This is a genomic window from Achromobacter sp. (genome assembly GCF_050285565.1).
Lineage (GTDB): Bacteria > Pseudomonadota > Gammaproteobacteria > Burkholderiales > Burkholderiaceae_B > Achromobacter.
The window spans coordinates 369,523-390,514 of the sequence record NZ_JBLZXG010000002.1 but is presented as its reverse complement, the minus strand read 5'-3'; the positions used below and the strand labels follow the sequence as shown (position 1 = coordinate 390,514).

The 20,992-nt window shown below is 67.5% G+C and carries 17 protein-coding genes; 11 read left to right on the top strand and 6 right to left on the bottom strand.

The window, feature by feature from the left end; translation table 11 throughout:
- Positions 1-138: 138 nt before the first annotated feature.
- The 6 genes from ACN6O8_RS04820 to ACN6O8_RS04795 all read left to right on the top strand — a co-directional run bounded on the left by ACN6O8_RS04820 (position 139) and on the right by ACN6O8_RS04795 (position 6,635).
- Entirely contained in the window at positions 139-1,338 is a 1,200-nt protein-coding gene (locus tag ACN6O8_RS04820; RefSeq protein ID WP_427989917.1) for an ABC transporter substrate-binding protein, read from the top strand.
- A 150-nt stretch (positions 1,339-1,488) separates the two neighbouring features.
- Positions 1,489-2,355 (top strand): branched-chain amino acid ABC transporter permease, encoded by an 867-nt coding sequence (locus ACN6O8_RS04815; RefSeq protein ID WP_427989916.1) that lies wholly within the window; start codon positions 1,489-1,491, stop codon positions 2,353-2,355.
- Positions 2,356-2,377: 22 nt separating this feature from the next.
- Entirely contained in the window at positions 2,378-4,159 is a 1,782-nt protein-coding gene (locus ACN6O8_RS04810) for an ABC transporter permease subunit (RefSeq protein ID WP_427989915.1), read from the top strand.
- The gene (locus ACN6O8_RS04805) at positions 4,152-4,856 is read left to right on the top strand and encodes an ABC transporter ATP-binding protein (protein ID WP_427989914.1); all 705 of its coding nucleotides are present in this window, start codon (positions 4,152-4,154) and stop codon (positions 4,854-4,856) included. Before ACN6O8_RS04810 ends, ACN6O8_RS04805 begins: the two co-directional genes overlap by 8 nt.
- 19 nt (positions 4,857-4,875) lie before the next feature.
- Positions 4,876-5,871, top strand: coding sequence for an NAD(P)H-quinone oxidoreductase (locus ACN6O8_RS04800; protein ID WP_427989913.1), 996 nt, complete (start codon positions 4,876-4,878; stop codon positions 5,869-5,871).
- Positions 5,868-6,635: an SDR family oxidoreductase gene (locus ACN6O8_RS04795; RefSeq protein WP_427989912.1), complete on the top strand. Its 768-nt coding sequence runs from the start codon at positions 5,868-5,870 to the stop codon at positions 6,633-6,635. The genes ACN6O8_RS04800 and ACN6O8_RS04795 overlap by 4 nt, the downstream gene beginning before the upstream one ends.
- A gap of 110 nt (positions 6,636-6,745) precedes the next feature.
- Here ACN6O8_RS04795 and ACN6O8_RS04790 read toward each other — a convergent pair whose 3' ends face one another.
- Together ACN6O8_RS04790 and ACN6O8_RS04785 are read right to left on the bottom strand one after the other, a co-directional pair.
- Positions 6,746-8,941, bottom strand: a complete 2,196-nt coding sequence (locus tag ACN6O8_RS04790) for a TonB-dependent receptor (protein WP_427989911.1) — start codon at positions 8,939-8,941, stop codon at positions 6,746-6,748.
- A 281-nt stretch (positions 8,942-9,222) separates the two neighbouring features.
- Complete coding sequence (locus tag ACN6O8_RS04785) at positions 9,223-10,098, bottom strand: pirin family protein (RefSeq protein ID WP_427989910.1); 876 nt, start codon at positions 10,096-10,098, stop codon at positions 9,223-9,225.
- Positions 10,099-10,318: 220 nt separating this feature from the next.
- Here ACN6O8_RS04785 and ACN6O8_RS04780 point away from each other — a divergent pair, with 220 nt between their 5' ends.
- The gene (locus ACN6O8_RS04780) at positions 10,319-11,227 is read left to right on the top strand and encodes a LysR substrate-binding domain-containing protein (protein WP_427989909.1); all 909 of its coding nucleotides are present in this window, start codon (positions 10,319-10,321) and stop codon (positions 11,225-11,227) included.
- Positions 11,228-11,512: 285 nt separating this feature from the next.
- The gene (gene acnA / locus ACN6O8_RS04775; protein ID WP_427989908.1) at positions 11,513-14,218 is read left to right on the top strand and encodes an aconitate hydratase AcnA; all 2,706 of its coding nucleotides are present in this window, start codon (positions 11,513-11,515) and stop codon (positions 14,216-14,218) included.
- A 102-nt stretch (positions 14,219-14,320) separates the two neighbouring features.
- Here the strand turns inward: acnA and ACN6O8_RS04770 are convergent, their stop codons facing one another.
- Complete coding sequence (locus ACN6O8_RS04770; RefSeq protein ID WP_427989907.1) at positions 14,321-15,286, bottom strand: DUF4892 domain-containing protein; 966 nt, start codon at positions 15,284-15,286, stop codon at positions 14,321-14,323.
- Between the two features lie 153 nt (positions 15,287-15,439).
- On the bottom strand, positions 15,440-16,213 hold the full coding sequence (locus ACN6O8_RS04765; protein ID WP_427989906.1) for a DODA-type extradiol aromatic ring-opening family dioxygenase: 774 nt from the start codon (positions 16,211-16,213) through the stop codon (positions 15,440-15,442).
- A 234-nt stretch (positions 16,214-16,447) separates the two neighbouring features.
- On the opposite strand from ACN6O8_RS04765, the gene ACN6O8_RS04760 reads away from it, so the two are divergent.
- From ACN6O8_RS04760 to efp, 3 genes are all read left to right on the top strand, one after another.
- Complete coding sequence (locus tag ACN6O8_RS04760; protein WP_427989905.1) at positions 16,448-17,650, top strand: DUF2863 family protein; 1,203 nt, start codon at positions 16,448-16,450, stop codon at positions 17,648-17,650.
- Positions 17,651-17,659: 9 nt separating this feature from the next.
- Positions 17,660-18,775: an elongation factor P maturation arginine rhamnosyltransferase EarP gene (gene earP, locus ACN6O8_RS04755; protein ID WP_427989904.1), complete on the top strand. Its 1,116-nt coding sequence runs from the start codon at positions 17,660-17,662 to the stop codon at positions 18,773-18,775.
- Positions 18,776-18,987: 212 nt separating this feature from the next.
- Positions 18,988-19,548: an elongation factor P gene (efp, locus tag ACN6O8_RS04750; RefSeq protein ID WP_006220534.1), complete on the top strand. Its 561-nt coding sequence runs from the start codon at positions 18,988-18,990 to the stop codon at positions 19,546-19,548.
- Between the two features lie 76 nt (positions 19,549-19,624).
- Here efp and ACN6O8_RS04745 read toward each other — a convergent pair whose 3' ends face one another.
- Positions 19,625-20,074, bottom strand: coding sequence for a DUF1178 family protein (locus ACN6O8_RS04745; protein ID WP_427989903.1), 450 nt, complete (start codon positions 20,072-20,074; stop codon positions 19,625-19,627).
- Positions 20,075-20,272: 198 nt separating this feature from the next.
- A complete protein-coding gene (locus tag ACN6O8_RS04740) occupies positions 20,273-20,980 on the bottom strand; it encodes a DUF2968 domain-containing protein (protein WP_427989902.1) in 708 nt (235 codons plus the stop codon).
- Positions 20,981-20,992 lie beyond the last annotated feature (12 nt).

Below are 20,992 nucleotides of genomic sequence, written 5' to 3'. Positions count from 1 at the left end.
CGATTCAGCCGAACAAGTCCGGCACTAGAATCCAGGACGAGGTTCTCACACCCCTCCGGCGCATATATCATATATTTAAAAATAGACGGACAAATCAAAAATCAGTCCGCATCCCATACCCACAAAGGAGCGTAGACAGTGTTCAAGATCAACAAATTCGCCATCGCGCTGGGCCTGTGCGGCGCCATGGCCAGCGCCAGCGCGGCGGCCGACATGAAGGTGGGCGCCCTCTTCCCGTTCAGCGGCGCCCTGGCGCTGCTGGGACAAGAGAGCTATCGCGGCCTGGAACTGGCCGTCAACGAAATCAATGCCGCCGGCGGCATCAACGGCGAGAAGATCCAGATCATCAAGGCCGACGCGGTCGATCCGACCCAGGCGGTGTCCGAGACCAAGCGCCTGATCTCGTCCAACGTGGTCGGCGTGTTCGGCAGCTACGCCTCGGGCATCTCGTACGCAGCCTCGCCCGTGACCGAGCTGGCCGGCGTGCCCTATTTCGAACTGGGCGCCACCGCCCACAAGATCACCACGCGTGGCTACAAATACCTGTTCCGCAGCAATCCCAACACCGCGCTGTACGGCGTGTCGGTGGTCAACGCGCTGCACGACATCATCGCGCCAGGCATGGGCCTGAACCCCAAGGAAATCCGCATCGGCATCATCCACGAGGACGGCCCCTACGGCACCGACGTGGCCGCCACCGAGAAAAAACGCGCCCAGGAGCTCGGCTACACCGTGGCCGAAGTGCTGCCCTACTCGGCCAAGACGGTCGACCTGTCCTCGCTGATCCTGCGCCTGAAGGGCGCCAAGGTCGACGTGGTGCTGCAGACCGCCTACCAGAACGACGCCATCCTGTACTTCAGCCAGGCGCGCGCCGCGGGCTTCAAGCCCAAAGTGGTGATCGGCGCCGGCGGCGGCTACTCGCTGGCCGACACCGCCAAGGCGGTGGGCGCCGACATGAACGGCGTGTTCGACCTGGACTTCCCGCAATCGTCCATCAACCCGGCCGGCGCGCCCGGCCTGGACAAGTTCCTGGAAGCCTACAAGGCCACCTACAAGAGCGACCCGCAATCGGGCCACAGCCTGACCAACTACGTCGGCGCCAAGGCCTTCTTCGAAGCCATCGCCAACGCCAAATCGACCGACAAGGACAAGATCCGCGCGGCCGTGCTGGCCTACAAGAAGCCGGCCGGCCAGACCGCCAACGGCTGGGCCTTCGACTTCGGCGAGGACGGCCAGAACAACGCCTCGACCTTCTACGTGATGCAGTGGCAGGACGGCAAGCTGGTCACCATCGCGCCCGACAACCTCGCGCTCGGCAAGCCGGTCTTCAAGAAATAGAACGCCGGGGCCGCCCCCCGGCAGGCCCGGCACGGCAAGCCAGCAAACCGGACGCTCGGGGGCGTCCGGCGTTTCACTGGGGCCCGCGGGCCCCGGTTCCGTCGGCCACGCCGCGGGGCCGGGGCGCACCCCGCTCTTAGAGGTTGCACCATGGATATCTTCATTCAACTGGTCATCAACGGCCTGTTGCTGGGCGGCGCCTACACCATCATCAGCCTGGGGCTGACGCTGATTTTCGGCGTGGTTCGCGTCGTCAATTTCGCGCACGGCGAATTCCTGATGATCGGCATGTACGCGGTCTACCTGATCGCGGCGCAGTTCGGCGTGCATCCGTACATCGGCCTGGTGCCGGTGGCGGTCATCCTGTTCGCGCTGGGCGCGCTGACGCAGAAGGGCATCATCCAGCCGCTGCTCAACGCCGACCAGCACATCCAGATCTTCGCCACGGTGGGCGTGTCCACCATCCTCTTGAATCTGGCGCTGGTGATCTTCGGCGCCAACGTGTTCCGCGCCCCGGTGCAACTGGGCACCAGCACCATCGACGTCGGCAGCTATTCCATGGTCACCGGCCAACTGGTGACCTTCGTGGTCGGCCTGAGCCTGGCCGTGCTGCTGCACCTGTTCATGCACCGCACCTACCTGGGCCGCGCGCTGCGGGCGGTGGCGCAGCACCGCTACGCCGCCACGCTGATGGGCGTGAACGTCAACAACGTCTACGCCATCGCCTTCGGCCTGGGCACCGCCTTCGTCGGCATCGCCGCGGGCCTGTTGGCGCCGCAGTATCCGGTGTTCCCGACGGTGGGCACCTACTTCGTGCTGACCGCCTTCGTGATCGTGGTGCTGGGCGGTCTGGGCAGCCTGTACGGCGCGGTGGCCGGATCCATGATCATCGGCATCGTCGATACGCTGGCCGGCTACTACATCGCCCCCGACCTGAAAGAGGTCGTCTATTTCGGGATCTTCCTCTTGATCCTTGTCCTGCGACCGACCGGCCTGTTCGGCGTCGGCACAGAGTGATCAGAGCCACAAGGAGCGAGACGTGTTTCCCGACTTTCGAAGCCCCAAAGCCTACGTCAGCCTGATCCTGCTGACCGTCATGTTCATCGTGCCCGTGGTCACCGGCACGCCTTTCTGGACCAACCTGTTCGTCCTGCTGTTCGTCTTTTCCGCGCTGTCGGTGGCGTGGAACATCGTTGGCGGCTACGCCGGCCAACTGTCGCTGGGCCACGCGGTGTTCTACGGCATCGGCGGCTACACCGCCACCTTGCTGACGCAGAACTTCGGCATCTCGCCGTGGATCGGCATGCTGGCGGGCGCGGCCATCTCGGCGGCCGTGGCCATCGTCATCAGCTACCCCACGCTGCGGCTGCGCGGGCCGTTCTTCGCGCTGGCCACCATCGCCATCCTGGAGGTGGTGCGGCTGCTGGTGATCCACGAGGAAAGCTGGACCGGCGGCTCCAGCGGCATCAGCCTGCCGCTGAACATCGGCTGGGCCTGGATCGTGTTCCGCGACAAGATCAACTACGTGATCATCGCCTTCGGCCTGTTCCTGCTGGTGACCTGGGTCTCCTGGTACATCCGCAAGTCGCGCATCGGCCACTACCTGATCGCCATCCGCGAACGCGAGGACGCGGCGCTGGCGGTGGGCATCCCCACGGTGCGCGTCAAGATCATCGCCGCGGTGGTGTCGGCCATGCTGACCAGCATCATCGGCACCTTCCACATCACCTACCTGACGTTCGTCGATCCCAGCTCGGCCTTTTCGCTGGAGTTGTCGATCCAGGTGGCGATGTTCGCGCTGATCGGCGGCCTGGGCACGGTGGCCGGCCCCATCGCCGGCACCTTCCTGGTGCTGCCGATCGCCGAGCTGGCGCGCGGCTGGCTGTCGAGCGTGGGCAACGGCATGCACGGGCTGATCTACGGCCTGATCCTGGTGGCGGTGGTGCTGACCATCCCGCGCGGCCTGGCCGGCGCCTTCGGCCCGGCGATCGAGCGCGCGCTGGCGCGGCTGCCGTACCTGGGCACGCCGCGCGCCCGGCGCAAAGTGGTCGAACCGGCGCGCCCGACCGACGCGGCGCGGCGCGAGCAGCCGGTGCTCAAGGCCGAGAACCTGTTCAAGAGCTTCGGCGGGCTGCGCGCCACCAACGATGTCTCGCTGACGCTGAACCAGTACGAGATCCTGGGCATGATCGGCCCCAACGGCGCCGGCAAGACCACGGTGTTCAACCTGCTGTCGGGCTTTCTGTCGCCGGACAAGGGCGCGGTGTCGATGGTCGATGCCAAGGGCAACTGGGTCTCGTGCGGCACGCCCGACGCGTTCGCCCATCACGGGCTGGGCCGCACCTTCCAGATCGCCAAGCCTTTCACCGGTTTGACGGTGCTGGAGAACATCATGCTTGGCGCGTTCATCCATACCGCCGACCGCGAAGAGGCCGAGCAGATCGCGCTGAAGGTGGCCGAGGAAACCGACCTGCTCAAGTACCTGAACACCGAGGCGCGCAGCCTGACGGTGGGCGGCATGAAGCGGCTGGAGATCGCCCGCGCCCTGGCGATCCGGCCGCGCATCCTGCTGCTGGACGAGGTCATGGCGGGGCTGAACCCGACCGACATCGAAAAATCGATCAAGATGATCCGCCGCATCCGCGACTCGGGCGTGTCGGTGCTGCTGATCGAGCACATGATGCAGGCCACCATGGCGCTGTCGGACCGCATCATCGTGCTGAACGAAGGCGCGGTGCTGGTGAGCGGTGCCCCCAAGGACGTGGTCGAGAACCCCGCCGTCATCGAGGCCTATTTGGGCAAGGAGTACCAGGATGCTTAAGGTTTCGGATCTTTCGTCGGGCTATGGCAAGAGCCAGGTGCTCAACGGCCTGAACTTCGAGGTGCGGGCCGGCGAGATCGTGACGCTGATCGGCGCCAACGGCGCCGGCAAGACCACCACCCTGAAGACGCTGTGCGGCGTGGTCGCCGCCACCGCCGGCCGGGTCGAGTTCGAGGGCCAGGACCTGACCAACCGCGCACCCTACGACATCGTCGACGCCGGCATCACCATGATTCCCGAAGGCCGGCAGTTGTTCCCCCACTTCACGGTGCGCGACAACCTGCTGATGGGCTCGTACAAGCGCGCCGCCCGCCCCATCGTGCAGCGCAAGCTGGAGGAAGTGCTGCAGATCTTCCCGCGGGTGCGCGAGCGCCTGGGGCAGTACGCCGGCTCGCTGTCCGGCGGCGAGCAGCAGATGGTGGCGATCGCGCGCGGCATGATGGCCGACCCCAAGCTGCTGGTGTTCGACGAGCCCTCGCTGGGCCTGTCGCCGCTGCTGGTGCAGCAGATGTTCGACATCATCCGCGACGTCACCTCGCACGGCGTCACGGTGCTGCTGGTGGAGCAGAACGTGTTCCGCACCCTGCGCCTGGCCGACCGCGGCTACGTGCTGGAGAACGGCGCCATCGTGCGCAGCGGCACCGGCGCCGAACTGCTGGCCGATCCCCATGTCAAGAAGGCCTATCTGGGCCACTGAAATCCGAAGGACCGCATTCATGTCTCTACGCTGCACATTCATCGACCACGGCACGGGCGGCGCGCCCGATTGCCTGCGCCTGGCCGAACGCGAGATGGCCGCCCCCGCCGGCCGCCAGGTGCTGATCGAGGTCGCCTACGCCGGCGTCAACCGCCCCGACGTGCTGCAACGCTCGGGCTCGTATCCGCCGCCGCCCGGCGCCTCGCCCTATCTGGGGCTGGAGGTGGCGGGCACCGTCATCGCCGTCGGCCCCGACGCCACGCAATGGCGCGTGGGGGATCGGGTCTGCGCGCTGACGCCCGGCGGCGGCTACGCCCAGTACTGCCTGGCCGACGAGCGCCATTGCCTGCCGGTGCCGCGCGGGCTGGACCTGCTGTCGGCCGCCGCCATCCCGGAGAACTACTTCACTGTCTGGACCAACGTGTTCGAGCGCGCCCGCCTGGCGGCCGGCGAAAAGTTCCTGGTGCACGGCGGCTCCAGCGGCATCGGCCTGACCGCCATCCAACTGGCGCGCGCCTTCGGCGCCGAGGTCTGGACCACCGTGGGCAACCAGGACAAGGCCGCGGCCTGCCTGAAGGCCGGCGCCCACCACGCCGTGGTCTACCGCGACACCGACTACGAGAGCGAGATCCGCCAGGCCACGGGCGGCCAGGGCGTGGATGTGATCCTGGACATGGTCGGCGGCGCCTACATCAACAAGAACCTGCGCCTGCTGGCGGTCAATGGCCGGCTGGTGCAGATCGCCTTTCTGGAGGGCAGCAAGGCCGAGATCGACGCGCTGCCCATCATGACCAAGCGCTTGTCCTTCACCGGCTCCACCCTGCGGCCGCGCTCGGACGAGGACAAGGGCGCCATCGCCCAGGCGCTGGCCGACCAGGTGCTGCCGTTGATGGAACAGGGGCGCTGCCTGCCGCTGATCCATCAGGTGTTCCCGCTGGCGCAGGCGGCCCAGGCCCATGCGCTGATGGAAAGCAGCAAGCACATCGGCAAGATCATGTTGCAGGTGCGGACATGAGCGCGCGCTTCCAGGATCAGGTCATCATCGTCACCGGCGCGGTCGGCGGCATCGGCTCGGCCATCGTCGAGGGCTTCCTGGCCGAAGGCGGCAGGGTCGGGCTGATCGACTTCAATTCGCAGGGCGGCCAGGCCTACGAGAAGGAACTGAAAAAGCGCGGCCATGCCGTCAGCTTCGTGCACGCCGACGTGGCGCACTTCGACCAGTGCCAGGCCGCCTACGACCGCATCACCCGCGACCTGGGCCCGGCCACCATCCTGGTCAACAACGTCGGCATCTCGCCCAAGACCGATGGCCGCGCGCTGAAGGTGTGGGAAATGACGCCGGGCGAATGGGACAAGGTGGTGGCGGTCAACCTGAACAGCGTGTTCTACATGACCCGCCTGGCCACGCCGCACATGGTGCGCCAGCGCCAAGGGCGCGTGATCAACATGTCGTCGGTGGCGGGCAAGGCCTATTGCGACATCGTCGCCGCGCACTATGCCGCCACCAAGGCCGCGCTGCTGGGCCTGACGCGCCACTGGGCCGCGGAATTGGGCGAGCACGGCATCACCGTCAACGGCCTGGCGCCGGGGCGCATCAGTACCCCGCTGCTGAAAAGCGTGCCCAAGGCAATCAACGACGCCGTGGCCGAAGTGACCGCGCTGCGCCGGCTGGGCACGCCCGAGGAAGTGGCCGACGCTTGCCTGTTCTTCGCCTCCGACCAGGCGCGCTTCGTGACCGGGCAGGTGCTGGACGTGGCGGGCGGCTGGCTGATGACCTAGCGCCGCGCCGCCAACCCCGCCGCGCCAAGACAACGCCCCGCCGGCGAAACCGGCGGGGCGTTGTGCGTTTGCCTGCGCGGCGCCCGCCTCGCGGCGGGCGCTTCGGGCGCTCAGAAGTCCATGCTGGCGCTCAGCAGGAAGGTGCGCGGGCCGCCCAGCACCAGGTAGCCGTTGCCCGGGTAGCCCCCCACCGACGACCAGTAGTTGCGGTTGGCGATGTTCTCGACGCGGGCGCGCAACGTCACCACGTGGCCGTCAACGTCCATCATGTAGCGCACGCCGGCATCGAAGCGGGTCCAGCCCGGCACTTTGAGGGTGTTGGCGTCATCCGCGTAGGACGCGCCGGTGTAGACCACGCGGCCGTCCACCGCCAGGCCCCGCACGCCGGGAATGTCCCATTCCGCGCCCAGGTTGGCCTGAAAGCGCGGCACGCCGATGACGCGGTTGCCGTCGATGCTGGCATTGCCGGTGGACCGCTGCTTGGCATCCAGGAAGGTCAGGCCGCCCAGCACGCGCACGCTCCTGACCGGTTCGCCGAACACGGTCAGTTCGACGCCCTGGTGGCGGTCCTTGCCGGAGGCGGTGAACGCGTTGCTGGCGTTGTAGGCCGCGCGCGGCTTGTCGGTGGAGAACAGCGCCAGGCCCGCGCCCAGGCCGCCGCCGTCGTACTTGACGCCGATTTCCTTCTGCTTGGAGACGTACGGCTGCAGGCTCTGGCCGGCGTTGGCCACGGGCTTGCCGTTGGCGGTCTGCGGCGCGGTCTCGCCGGCCACCAGGGCCTCGATGTAGTTGGCGTACAGCGACACGCTCGGCGTCACCTTGAAGACGATGCCAGCGGCGGGCGAGTTGCGGCTGGCGTCGTAGGCGCCTTGTTCCTTGCCGGTGTTATAGAAGTAGTCCCTCTGCGACAGGCGCTGGTGGCGGATGCCCAGCGTCAGCAGCACCTTGTCGTCCAGGAATGACAGCGTGTCGCCGAGGGCATAACTACTAATTCGCACGCGCCCGGTCAACAGAGGAGAATCCAAATCCCCGCCATTACTCAAAGTGGAGCCAAAGCTCGGCAGATCGTAGGAGATCGGGTGGTAAATGTTGGTTGCCAAGCTCTGAGCATAGTCGTAAGCGTTCTTTTTCTTGAGCTGGAAAAACGAAGCAGACGCAACGATTTCGTGGCCGATAGCGCCCGTGCGCAGTTTCGCGCGAAGACCGAATTCCCCGGTATCTACTGAATCCTTGCGCGTATTGTCGAAACGCATAAAGCTGCCATCGCCGCTACGCCCATTCGTTACGGTCACGTTACCCAGTGAATTCGCCTCGTCACTCCGGCGTAAGCCATAAGCCGCCCAGCCGGTCAGCTTGTCGCTGAAGTCGTGCTCGGCGCGCACGGTGCCGAACACGTCGCGTTCGTTCGAGTATGACCACGGCTGCGCATAGTTGGAACTGGCATCCGGCGCGTCAGGCACGCTGGTCACGCCGCGCAACGTAACGTTGGGCCGCGCGCGCTTGAGCTTGTTCTCCTGCCAGCCGATATCGGCCGACAGGCGCGTGTCGGCCGAGCGCCAGTCCAGGCCCAGCGACACCAGGCTGGTGCGCGAATGTTCGTCGTCGATGGCCGTGTCGCCGCTGCGGTTGGCCACGTTCAGGCGGATGCCGGTGCTGTCGCCCGGGCCGAAGCGGCGCGCGATGTCGGTCGAGACCGAGAACTGGCCGCCGCTGGCAACGCCGGTGGTCAAGCGGGTGAGCGGCTCGTTGGGCGCGCGCTTGGGCACCAGGTTGATGGCCCCGCCGATGCCGTCGCCGCCGGGCGAGGCGCCGGTCAGAAAGGCCGAGGCGCCGCGCAGCACTTCCACCCGCTCGAACAGTTCGGTGGCGATGTACTGGCGCGGCAACAGGCTGTACAGCCCGTTGTAGGCGACGTCGTCGGAACTCAGAATGAAGCCGCGGATGAAATACGATTCCTGGAAGTTGCCGAAGCCGCGCGCCACGCGCACGCCCGCGTCGTTCTGCAGCACGTCGCCGACGCTGCGCGCCTGCTTGTCCTGGATCAGCTCGTTGGTATAGCTGGTGATGCTGAACGGCGTGCTCATGATGTCCTGCGTGCCCAGCACGCCGACGCGGCCGCCACGGGCTACCTGGCCCCCCGCGTAGGGCTGGGCCAGGCCGCCGGCGGAGGCGTCGGCGCTGGCCTCGACCTTGATCGCCTCCATCGAGACGACGGCGCCGCCAGTGGCGGGCGCGGCGGATTGGGCGTGGACGAGGACGGTGTACGGCAAGGCCGCAACCACGTAGGCGAGCGTTCGGATTTTCATGTCGGAAGGTCGTAGGCGGGCGCTTCGCGAGAAGCTGGAAATCGCAAAAATCCCGGTGGGGTCACGCGCCAGACGGCTTGGCGCTCGCAGCGCTTGCCACTCGCTCGACCGTCAGGCCGTAGCGGGCCGGCCTGACCGCGCCTGTTCACCAAGGGGAATGATTGAGATCGTGCGGACTCGATTCTAAATAAAGCAGAATCATTCTCATTGCGTCCCTTATATAGAACGCCACTTTGTTGTCATCGCGCCACAACCGCGTCCCCTTCCCCGCCGCGCCGCCCTCAACCCGGCAGCACGGCCTCTTCGCGCAGCACGCCAAACTCCCCCGCGTCGTAGGCCGCCACGGCCTGGGCCAAGGCCCGCGAGTCCGCCATCACAAAGGGGCCGCGCTGGATCACCGGCTCGTCGATGGCGGGCCCGGCCACCAGGACGAAATGGACGGGCGCCCCGGCCGCCAGCAACTGCAATACCCCCTCCCGGTCCGCCGAGGCCGCCAGCGCCACGCCGGGCGGCAGGATGGCGAAATCGGGATCGGCGGCGCGCTTGCCGGCGGCCGCGCCCCGGCCAGCCGGGCGGAACCGCGCCACCGGCACGGCCGGCGAGACCGCCGCCGGCGCGCGCGGCGGCAGCGTGGTCTCGTGCCGGGCGCGCACCCCCATTTCTCCTTGCACCGCATACAGCCAGGCATTCCAGCCGCCCGGCAACGGCACCAGGCGCGACGCCCCCGGCCGCAGCCAGCCGTCCAGGATCAGCAGCGGCTCGGGCGTGGCCAGCGGCGCTTCCCAACCGTCGTAGCGGCCCGAGACGACCCGCACCCGGCCGGCGTCGCTCTGCAGCAGTGGCATTTCCCAGGCGCGCAGCAACGCCACCGTCGGCGTCAATGTCTTGAGCCGCTGCGGCAGGTTGACGTACAGCCGCACGCCATGCAGGCGCGCCTGACCCACCGGCTGCTGGTCGTGGACGATGCCGCGTCCGGCCATGGTCCAGAGCAGATCGCCGGCCCGGAGCTCGTGGTCGTTGCGCAGCGTGTCGCGGCTGCGCAGGACGCCGCGGGTGTCCTCCAGCAACAGCGTCACGGCCGACATGCCGGCATGCGGATGGGGCGCGAACGCCGGGCCGCTCATGATGAAGTGCTCGGCCATGACCAGAGGCGACATGCCCTGGGCAAAATCGGTGTGCCGGAAATGCCGCAGGGAACAGGTATCGCCCGCGGGCTCAAGGGGTCTGCCCACGGGGGGGCTGAGGCGGATGGTCAAAGCGGTGCTGCCGGGTTTTTTTTGAGTGGCGCAGAGCTTATGCGTTCCGCGCGCGGCACAGTAGACGCCAATTTCAGGAATAATTGTCCTGATTATCAGGACAATCCTCCCCAAACCGCCCATGCATTCCTATATCCATCATCTGGACGATCTGCTGCTTTTCACCGAAGTGGTGGAAAAAGGCGGCTTTTCGGCCGCCGCCCGCGTGCTCAACATGCAGCGCTCCAAGCTCAGCCGGCGCGTGGCCGAGCTGGAGGCGCGCCTGGGCCTGCGGTTGCTCCAGCGCAACACCCGGCGGGTCTCGCTCACCCCCATGGGCGAACAGATCTACGTACACGCGTTGGCGATGGCACGCGAGGCGCGCAGCGCCTTCGACCTGGCGGCGGCGATGGGCGACACGCCCAGCGGCCTGTTGCGCATGAGCGCACCGTCGGCCCTGGCCGTGACCCTGCTGGGTGAACTGGTGGCGCGCTTCTGCCTGCAGCACCCGGGCGTGCGCGTGGTGCTGGACACCCGCGACCAGATCATCGACCTGGTGGGCGAAGGCTACGATCTGGCCTTCCGCGCCCAGGGCGCCTCGCTTACCGACTCGCGGCTGGTGGCGCGCGAACTGGCGCCGATGCCGCAGATCCTGGTGGCCGCCCCCGCCCTGGCGCGCGGCGCGCCGCGCCATCCGCGCGAACTGAACACGCTGCCGCTGCTGGCGCACGCCACCCAGGACAGTCCGCAAAGCTGGCACTTCACTGGCCCGACGGGCGAGGCCGAATCGGTCGAATTCCGTCCGCGCTGCCTCAGCAGCAACCTGGCGGCGCTGCGCGAAATGGCCCGCGCCGGCCTGGGCGTGGCGCTGCTGCCGCACTATCTGTGCGCTGGCGCCCTGGCCAAAGGCGACCTGGCGCAACTGCTGCCCGCCTGGCGCAGCGCGCCAGCCCGCATCTACGCGGTCATGCCGGCCCGCCGCGGCGCGCCGCTGGCCTTGCGCCGCTTCCTGGATTTCGCGGCGGCGGAACTGCCGGCGCTGCTGGCCTGAAGGCCGCCGCGCGACGGGCCCATGCGCGCCGGGCCGCCATGCGGGAGTAGGAATTGCTTGTTAAAAAAGGGGACTTGCAGGGACGGCACGCGTGCGCCACAGTAGGGGTTTGCGCGGCCGCCGCGCAACCGCCGCCGGGCGCGGGCCGGAACTTTGACGCGCCCCCTAGGTCTTATATAAGATATAAGACATGAATCCCGCCCGCGCCGCTGTCGTCCCGAATGACAAACGCGCGGAAACGCCTGAAAATGCCGGCTTCACGCGGGCCAAACCACGGAGTCCATCATGCCGCACAACACCCTCGACACACTGAAGAATTTCAAGATCGGCAACAAGTCCTGTCAGTACTACTCGCTGCCGGCGCTGGGCCAGGCCCTGGGCGTGGACGTGCAGCGGCTGCCGGTGTCCATCCGCATCGTGCTGGAATCCGTGCTGCGCAACTGCGACGGCAAGAAGGTCACCGAGGAACACGTGCGCCAGCTCGCCCACTGGCAGGCCAACGCCAAGCGCGAAGATGAAATCCCCTTCGTGGTGGCGCGCGTGGTGCTGCAGGACTTCACCGGCGTGCCCCTGCTGGCCGACATCGCCGCGATGCGCTCGGTGGCCGACAAGATGGGCAAGAGCCCCAAGAGCATCGAGCCGCTGGTGCCGGTGGACCTGGTGGTGGATCACTCGGTCATGATCGACTACTTCGGCACCAAGAACGCGCTCGACCTGAACATGAAGCTGGAATTCAAGCGCAACCAGGAGCGCTACCAGTTCATGAAGTGGGGCATGCAGGCCTTCGACACCTTCGGCGTGGTGCCCCCGGGCTTCGGCATCGTCCACCAGGTCAACCTGGAATACCTGGCGCGCGGCGTGCACCAGGACAAGAAGAACAACATCTACTATCCCGACTCGCTGGTGGGCACCGACAGCCACACCACCATGATCAACGGCATCGGCGTGGTCGGCTGGGGCGTGGGCGGCATCGAAGCCGAGGCCGGCATGCTGGGCCAACCGGTGTACTTCCTGACCCCCGATGTGGTCGGCGTGGAGCTCAAGGGCAAGCTGCGCGGTGGCGTCACCGCCACCGACCTGGTGCTGACCATCACCGAAATGCTGCGCCGTGAAAAAGTGGTGGGCAAGTTCGTCGAGTTCTGTGGCGAGGGCACGGCCAGCCTGTCGGTGGCCGAACGCGCCACCATCGGCAACATGGCGCCCGAATACGGCGCCACCATGGGCTTTTTCCCGGTCGACGGCCGCACCATCGACTACTTCCGCGGCACCGGCCGCACCGAGGAAGAAATCGCCGCGTTCGAGGCCTACTTCAAGGCCCAGAACATGTTCGGCGTGCCCGCCGCCAAGGACATCAACTACACCAAGCTGCTGACGCTGGACCTGGCCACCGTGGCGCCCTCGCTGGCCGGCCCCAAGCGCCCCCAGGACCGCATCGAGATCGGCAACGTCAAGAACACCTTCATCGACCTGTTCTCCAAGCCGGTCGCCGAAAACGGCTTCAACCAGCCGGCCGAGAAGCTGGAGCAGACCTTCACCACCAGCACCGGCACCAAGGTCAAGAACGGCGACATCCTGATCGCCGCCATCACCTCGTGCACCAACACCTCCAACCCCAGCGTGCTGCTGGCCGCCGGCCTGCTGGCCAAGAAGGCGGTGGAGGCCGGCCTGAAGGTGCCCAAGCACATCAAGACCTCGCTGGCCCCCGGCTCGCGCGTGGTCACCGAGTACCTGACCAAGACCGGCCTGCTGCCCTACCTGGAGAAGCTGGGCTTCGACGTGGCCGCCTACGGCTGCACCACCTGCATCGGCAACGCCGGCGACCTGACGCCCGACCTGAACGACGTCATCACCAGCAACGACCTGGTGTGCTCGGCGGTGCTGTCCGGCAACCGCAACTTCGAGGCGCGCATCCACCCGAACATCAAGGCCAACTTCCTGGCCTCGCCGCCGCTGGTGGTGGCCTACGCCCTGGCCGGCACCGTGACGCGCGACCTGATGACCGAACCGGTCGGCCGCGGCAAGAACGGCGACATCTGGCTCGGCGACATCTGGCCGACCACCGAGGAAGTCGAGTCGCTGCTCAAGTACGCGCTGGATCCCAAGGCCTTCGAGGCCAACTACGGCCAGGTCAAGAGCAACCCCGGCAAGCTGTGGGAGAACATCAAGGGCGTCAAGGGCGATACCTACAACTGGCCCGAATCCACCTACATCGCCGAACCGCCCTTCTTCCAGGATTTCGCCATGACCCCGGGCGCGATGCCGACGGTCAAGAACGCGCGCGCGCTGGGCGTGTTCGGCGACTCGGTCACCACCGACCACATCTCGCCGGCCGGCTCCATCAAGGAAACCTCGCCGGCGGGCAAGTGGCTCAAGGAACACGGCGTCATGAAGGCAGATTTCAACAGCTACGGCTCGCGCCGCGGCAACCATGAAATCATGATGCGCGGCACCTTCGCCAACGTGCGCATCAAGAACCTGATGATCCCGGCGCGTCCGGACGGCAGCCGCTTCGAAGGCGGCGAAACCCTGTTCCAGCCGACCGGCGAACAGATGTCGATCTACGACGCGGCCATGAAGTACGTGGCGGCCGGCACGCCCACCGTGGTGTTCGGCGGCGAAGAATACGGCACCGGCTCGTCGCGCGACTGGGCCGCCAAGGGCACCCAACTGCTGGGCGTGAAGGCCGTCATCGCGCGCAGCTTCGAACGCATCCACCGCAGCAACCTGGTGGGCATGGGCGTGCTGCCGTTGCAGTTCAAGGGCGGCGACAGCGTGCAGTCGCTGGGCATCACCGGCGAGGAAACCTACGACATCTCGGGTCTGGAAAACGGCATCAAGCCGATGCAGGACGTGACGCTGACGATCACCCGCAAGGATGGTTCGAAGCAGGACGTGACGCTGCTGCTGCGCATCGACACCCCGATCGAGGTCGACTACTACCAGCACGGCGGCATCCTGCCCTTCGTGCTGCGCCAGCTGCTGGCCGCGTAACGCGCCCGCCGCAAAGGCAAAGCCCCTGGAACCTTGCGGTTCCAGGGGCTTTTTCATGGCGTCGCGCCGCCTGCCAGCGCGGCGCGCGTCAGGCCCGCCGCGTCATTGCGCGACCAGCTCGACCCGACGATTGCGGGCGCGGCCCGCCTCGGCATCATTGGCCGCCACCGGCGCCAGCGAGGCCACGCCGCGCGCCGACAGGCGCGCCGCCGGGATCTTGTAGTCCGCCTCCAGCGCCTTGACCACGGCATCGGCGCGCTTCTGCGACAGTTCCAGGTTGCCGGCCAGCGTGCCCTGGTTGTCGGTATGGCCGACCACGTAGACCTTCAGATTCGGACTGCCGTTGAGCAGCTTGCCCATCTCGTCGAGAGCGGCCTTGGATTCGGGCTTGACCTCGGCCTTGTCGGTATCGAAGTACACGCCGTAGACCGCGACGCGGCCCGATTCGGCCAGCGATTTGCGCATGGCGGCCATGTCCAGCACCTTGACCTGGCCGGTCTGCATCGCCTTGGTCTCCAGCACCTGCTGGAACACCGGCGTGATGTGGTTGGAACCATCTTCCATCACGTCCAGGAACACGTAGATGTCGCCGGCGGGGGCTTCCTTCTTGGCGAGCACGGCGTAATACTTGCCGCCGAACGCGGCGTCGCCCTGGCCGGGCTGGCGCACCTTGCCGCCGTTCAGCACGAACGACTGGAAGTCGCCGCCGCACTGCTCGTCGTTCTTGCATTCGAACAGGGGCTTGAAGCCGCCGGCCTGCAGCGCGGCCTGGTAATTGCGATAGACCTCCAGCGCCGACTTCTTGCCGTCGATGCGGTAGGAGATGCGGGTCAGCTTGCCTTCGAGTTCCAGGCCCTTGGCTTCGGCTTCCTTGGGAATCGGCCGGTCGGGCATGAGGGCCTCGTCGTAGTCCTTGTGCTCGTAGGCACGGATTTCGGCGCCCTCGAAGCGGGTCAGGGCGGGATGGTCGCGCGAGCCCTCGACGTCTTCGGCCCAGGCCGACGAGGCCGCCGCCAACGTGGCGGTGACCAGGGCCAGGCAGGCGGATTTCACGATGTGCGCATTCACGATTTCTACACTCCCGGCCGGCGGCCGCCGGCATGCGTCCAGAACAAGGCAACGCCCGCGATGCGGGCGGCTGCCATTATGCATAGACGATCCGGCGTTTGGAACCGCATCGGGTAACCAAACGTTGGCCGCGGTGACCAGCGTCAACAGGCGTCAATCAAACGCATACGCGTCCATCGCCAGCGCGCCGTACGAGATCTCGTCCGTCAGCCGGGTGGCCTGGCCACCGCCGGCGCCCAGTGCCACGTACAGGGGCATCAAGTGGTCGTCATGCGGATGGGCCTGCGCCGCGCCCGGCGCCCGTGCGCGCCAATCGAGCAGCGCCGGCACGTCGTGGGCCGCCAGGTGCTCGGCATACCACGCCTGGAACGCCGGCACGTAGGGCGCCGGCGGCGCGTCCTGCGGCATGCGCACGTCGCGCAGATTGTGCGTCAGCGACCCCGAACCGATGATCAGCACGTCCTCGTCGCGCAGCGGCGCCAGGGCGCGGCCCAGCGCCAACTGGCCGGCGGCATCGCGGCCCATGTCCAGCGACAGTTGCACCACCGGCACGTCGACCTCGGGATACAGGTAGCGCAACGGCACCCAGGCGCCATGGTCCAGCGGCCGGCGCGGGTCGCGCTCGGCGCCGATGCCGGCCTCGGCCAGCAGGGCCTGCGTGCGCGCCGCCAGCTCGGGCGAGCCGGGCGCGGCGTACTGCAAGGTGTAGAGCTCGGGCGGAAAGCCGCCGAAGTCGTGCCAGGCCACCTGCTGCTCGCGGGTGGACAGGGCCAAACCGTGGCCCATCCAGTGCGGTGATACCACCAGGATGGCGCGCGGCTTGCGGCCGAGCGACCGGCTCCAGGCGGCCAGCGCGGGGCCGGTCGAACCGGGTTCGACGGCCAGCATGGGAGAACCGTGGGAAACGAAAAGCGTAGGCCAGCGCATGGCGATGACTCCGGAAAGCGTGATGATGGGATCATTTTCGTCTGAATCCAATCGGCAATAAAGCCACCGCGAAGGGATGATCTGTTGCCAGATCAGCACCAATCCGGGGCCGATACGGCGCCAGGAGCGCCCCCCGCCCAGCGCGAACCGCGGGCGCCAGGACACGGCGGCGCCCACGATCGTGGCGGGCGTTAAACTACGCTGTTGCACACTTACTGGACGTCCTCCGAAGTTATGGCCCGATCCCGCAGCCAATCCGCTCCCCGCTTGACCCGTGACGCCACCCGCCTGATCACGCTCGCCCAATCGCTCAACCGCTCGGGCAGCCGCGTCGAAGACGTGTACTGGGAGAATCAGCTTGGCGAAGCCATTCCGAAACTGCTCAAGGCAGGCCAGGATGCCCCGCTGGAAGCCGCGCTGGACCATCTCGCCCAGGGCGACGTGGGCGCCTATGAAATCCTGATCGAGCAGGCCGAGACGCTGTCCGAGTCGATGAAGATCGACAAGAACGGCGTACGCTACGACGTCCTGCTGATCGTCGCCCCGATCGTCGCCTGGACCCGCTACGCGATTCCCACCGGCCCGGTTCCGGCCGCCGCCCAGCAGGCGCTGCTGGCGCAACTGCATGGCCATGTGCTGTCGAGCCAGGCCCGCAGCGCGCTGATGCCGCACCTGGTCAGCGTCGACCAGATGCCGCGCACGTTCGCCGAAACCTGGCAATGGCTGCAACGGCTGGGCTCGCAGGCGCTGGGCGCCGAAACCACCAAGCCGGCGCTGAACACCGAAGTCGAAACCGCCAACATGCTGGCCGATACGCGCTACGTCGTGGCGGCCGTGGCGGTGCCCGAATTCGCGCCCGTGTTCCGCTGGCAGGAGCAGATCGGCGACGCCGAGGCCAGCCGCGACGCCTGCCTGGCGCAGTGGGCCGCGCAGGCCCAGCCGACGCTGGCCGGCCTGCTGCCGGGCTGCGGCTTCGAAGCGCTGCTGCCCGACGCCTACTACGTCAGCAACCGCGAGGCCGACCGCCGCGTGCGGCCGCTGTCGCTGCGCGCCGCCATCAGTTGGCTCGAAGGCGCGGTCAGCCTCGAGGCCTCGCAATTGCGCGCCGTGGTGGCCGGCTGCGGCGAAAGCCGGGTCGACGAATATCGCGTCGGCTTCACCGCGCGCAACAGCAACGACGTCTACTACGGCTGCGTCTGGCCGTTGTATGGCCGCGAGGATGACGTGCCGGCCGACGAGGGTCAGCCCGACGTGGTCGACGAGATCGCGGCCTTGCTCAAGGAATATGGCGTGAACGACGTGCGCCGCATCCCCGGCGTGCTGCCGCCGGAATACTGCGAAGATTGCGGCGCGCCCTACTTCCCCAATCCGCTGGGCGAACTGGTGCATGCCGAGCTGCCCGAGGACGCCGAGGCCGCGCCCGCCAAGTTCCACTGAGCCGCGCCGATGCGAGCGGATCTTTTCTGCCGCGTGGTCGACAACTACGGCGACATCGGCGTCTGCTGGCGCCTGGCGCGGCGGCTGGCGCACGGCCATGGCTGGGAGGTGCGCCTGTGGGTCGACGATCTGGCCAGCTTCGCGCGCATCCAGCCCGGCATCGCCCCCGGCGCGGCGCGCCAGATCTGCCAGGGCGTGGACATCGTGCGCTGGTCGGCCCCGCCCGGCCCGGACCTGGCCGCGCGCGACGTGGTGATCGAGGCCTTCGCCTGCGATCCGCCCGAGGTCTTCCTGGACAGCATGCGCCAGCGCCATCCGGCCTGGATCAACCTGGAATACCTGAGCGCCGAAGCCTGGGTGGAAAGTTGCCACGGCCTGCCGTCGCAGCGGCCCGACGGGCTGGTGAAGCATTTCTTTTTCCCCGGCTTCACGCCGGCCACCGGCGGTCTGCTGCGCGAACCGGGCCTGTCGGCCGAGCGCGATGCCTTCCAGGCTGATCGCGCCGCGCAGGAGGCATTCCTGCGCGACCTGGGCGTGGCGGACGCGCTGTTGTCGCTTCGCCGCAACGGCGGCCTCACTGTGTCCCTGTTTTGCTATCCAAGCGCCCCGGTCGACGCCCTGGCGCGGGCACTGGCGGCCGCCCCACACCGCGCGCTGCTGCTGGCGCCCGAAGGCGTGGCCCCCGGCCTGGAAGCGGCCTGCGCCCTGCCCGGCGGCCCGGCCGTGGCACGCCTGCCCTTCGTGGCCCAGCCCGACTTCGACCGCGTCCTGTGGTGCGCCGACCTGAACTTCGTGCGCGGCGAGGACTCCTTCGTGCGCGCGGCTTGGGCGGCGCGGCCGCTGGTCTGGCAGATCTACCCCCAGGACGGGAACATCCACCTGGAAAAGCTCGACGCCTGGCTGGCGCGCTATCCGGCCCCGGCGCACGCGGCCGACCTCATCCGCGCCTGGAACCAGCCGGACGCGGCCGATGCCGCCGGGGCCGCGCTCTCGGCCGCCCTGGCGCCCGGCCCCTGGCAGGCGTGGCGGCAGGCGGCGCGCGACTGGGACGCGGCGCAGGCCGCCCGGCCCGACCTGGCCGAGAATCTGGCTGGTTTTTGCGCAGAGTTGGCCAAGAAACGCTAGAATAGAGAGTTTTCTGAAGCGCCTGGGATTGTCGGCGCTTCAACTATGACGCCTCCCGGGGTGTGCATGAAGCCGCATGTGCCGGCCCGCTGACGCGGAGTCTGCACGCATCTTCAGGCTGATGGCGACGGGCCTTGCGGCCTCTCGCCAGGCGCCTTATGCGGCTTTCTGCAAGCACGGCGAGTGCACCCTTTCCCCCCGGAGTTTTATCGATGAAAACCGCTCAGGAATTGCGAGTCGGCAACGTGGTCATGGTCGGCAAGGATCCCCTCGTGGTCCAGAAGGCCGAATACAACAAGTCCGGCCGTAACGCCGCCGTCGTCAAGCTGAAGTTCAAGAACCTCTTGACCGCCTCGGCCAGCGAATCGGTCTACAAGGCCGACGAAAAGTTCGAAGTCGTCCAACTGGATCGCAAGGAGTGCACCTACTCCTACTTCGGCGACCCGATGTACGTCTTCATGGACGAAGAGTACAACCAGTACGAAATCGAAGCCGAAAGCATGGGCGACGCCCTGAACTACCTGGAAGAAGCGATGCCCGTGGAAGTGGTCTTCTACGACGGCCGCGCCATCTCGGTGGAACTGCCCACGACCATCGTGCGCGAAATCACCTACACCGAACCGGCCGTCCGTGGCGACACGTCGGGCAAGGTGACCAAGCCCGCCAAGATCAACACCGGCTACGAACTGAACGTGCCGCTGTTCTGCGCCATCGGCGACAAGATCGAAATCGACACGCGTACCAACGAATACCGCAGCCGCGTCAACAACTGATCCGGCCTCGGGTACGAAAAAGCGCCAGCCCTTCGGGGTCTGGCGCTTTTTTTTGGCCGCGGCGGCGGCAGCGGCGTCACTGCAGCCGCTCGTCGTCCAGGAAGTCGGGCACCGCCATCACGTCGATGCCCTCCTCGGCCAGGGCTTGACGCTCTTCGGGCGTCGCGGTGCCGCGGATCGGGCGGTCGTCCGCCTCGCCTTCGTGGATGCGGCGCGCTTCCTCGGCGAAGCGCGCGCCGACGTTCTCGGTATTGCGCAGCAGCGCCCGCACCTGGCGCATGACCACCGCCTGCAGCGCCGCCATCTTTTCGGCGTCGCTGGCGCCGGCCGACGGCGCCGCCGGCGCGTGCAGGTGCGCCACGTTCAGGCGCGGGGCCGACAGGCGCTTGGTGATGCTGGCCGAGCCGCAGACCGGGCACGACACCAGGCCACGCGCCTGTTGCGCGTCATAGTCTTCGTGCGAACCGAACCAGCCTTCGAAGATGTGGCCGTGCTCGCACTGGAGGTCGAAAACTTTGAGAGCCATGGGATTGATATGGGGACCAACGCCCAGAATACAAGAAAGCGCGCGGCTCGGGTCCGGCGCCCTGCCGGGATCAGGGATTTCGGCGCATTCCCGGCCGGTCGGCGGCGTTTGCGCCACACCGGCGGCCGTGGCGGCGCCCAATGACAAGCGGGCCCGCAGGCCCGCCCCGGCGTCGCCCGCCGCGCTGACTTGCCGCGCTTACTTGCCGCGCTTGGGCGTGGCCGGCGCCTGGCCGACCTGCGCCTGTTGCGCCTGCAAGGCGTCGATCTGGCGTTGCAGGTCACGCAGTTGCTGGCGCACGTCCTTCTGCTGGTCGGCCAGCGCGGTGGCTTCCTGGCGCGATTGTTCCTGGCGCGCGGCGACCTGCTCTTCCTGTTGCAGGCGCAGGCTGCGGTCGGCCTGCAGCGTGCTCAGTTCGGCGCTGCGGGTGGCCAGCAGCTTTTCGGCATGGGCGTATTCGGCCTGCAGCTTGATGCGCTTGATATCCACTTCGGCCAGGTCGGCCGACTGGGCCACGAAGGCGCGATAGGTGGCCTCGGCCTGCTTGTCCGACTTGGTCTTGAGCACCCGCCAGAAATCCTTCTGCTGGAACAGGGCCACGTAGTAGGTCAGATCGTCCGGCTTGAACAACAGGCTGGCGCCGTACGTGCCGTTGTAGCTCGTGCGCAGCTCCGATACCTGGCGGTTCTGGATCAACCCCTGCAACTCGGCCACCGTGGAGGCCGGACGCGCGGCGGGCGCCGGCGCGGGCGGAGTCACCGGCGTGGACGCGGCCTGCTTGTCCTCGACCTGCTGCACCGTGGGACGCGGGGGTTCGGATTGCGCGCTGGCGCAGGCCGCCAGGCCGGACAGGGCCGTACCCAACAGCGCCATGCGCGCGGCGGCACGGATAAAGTGGACGTTCATGCCTTCCCCAAA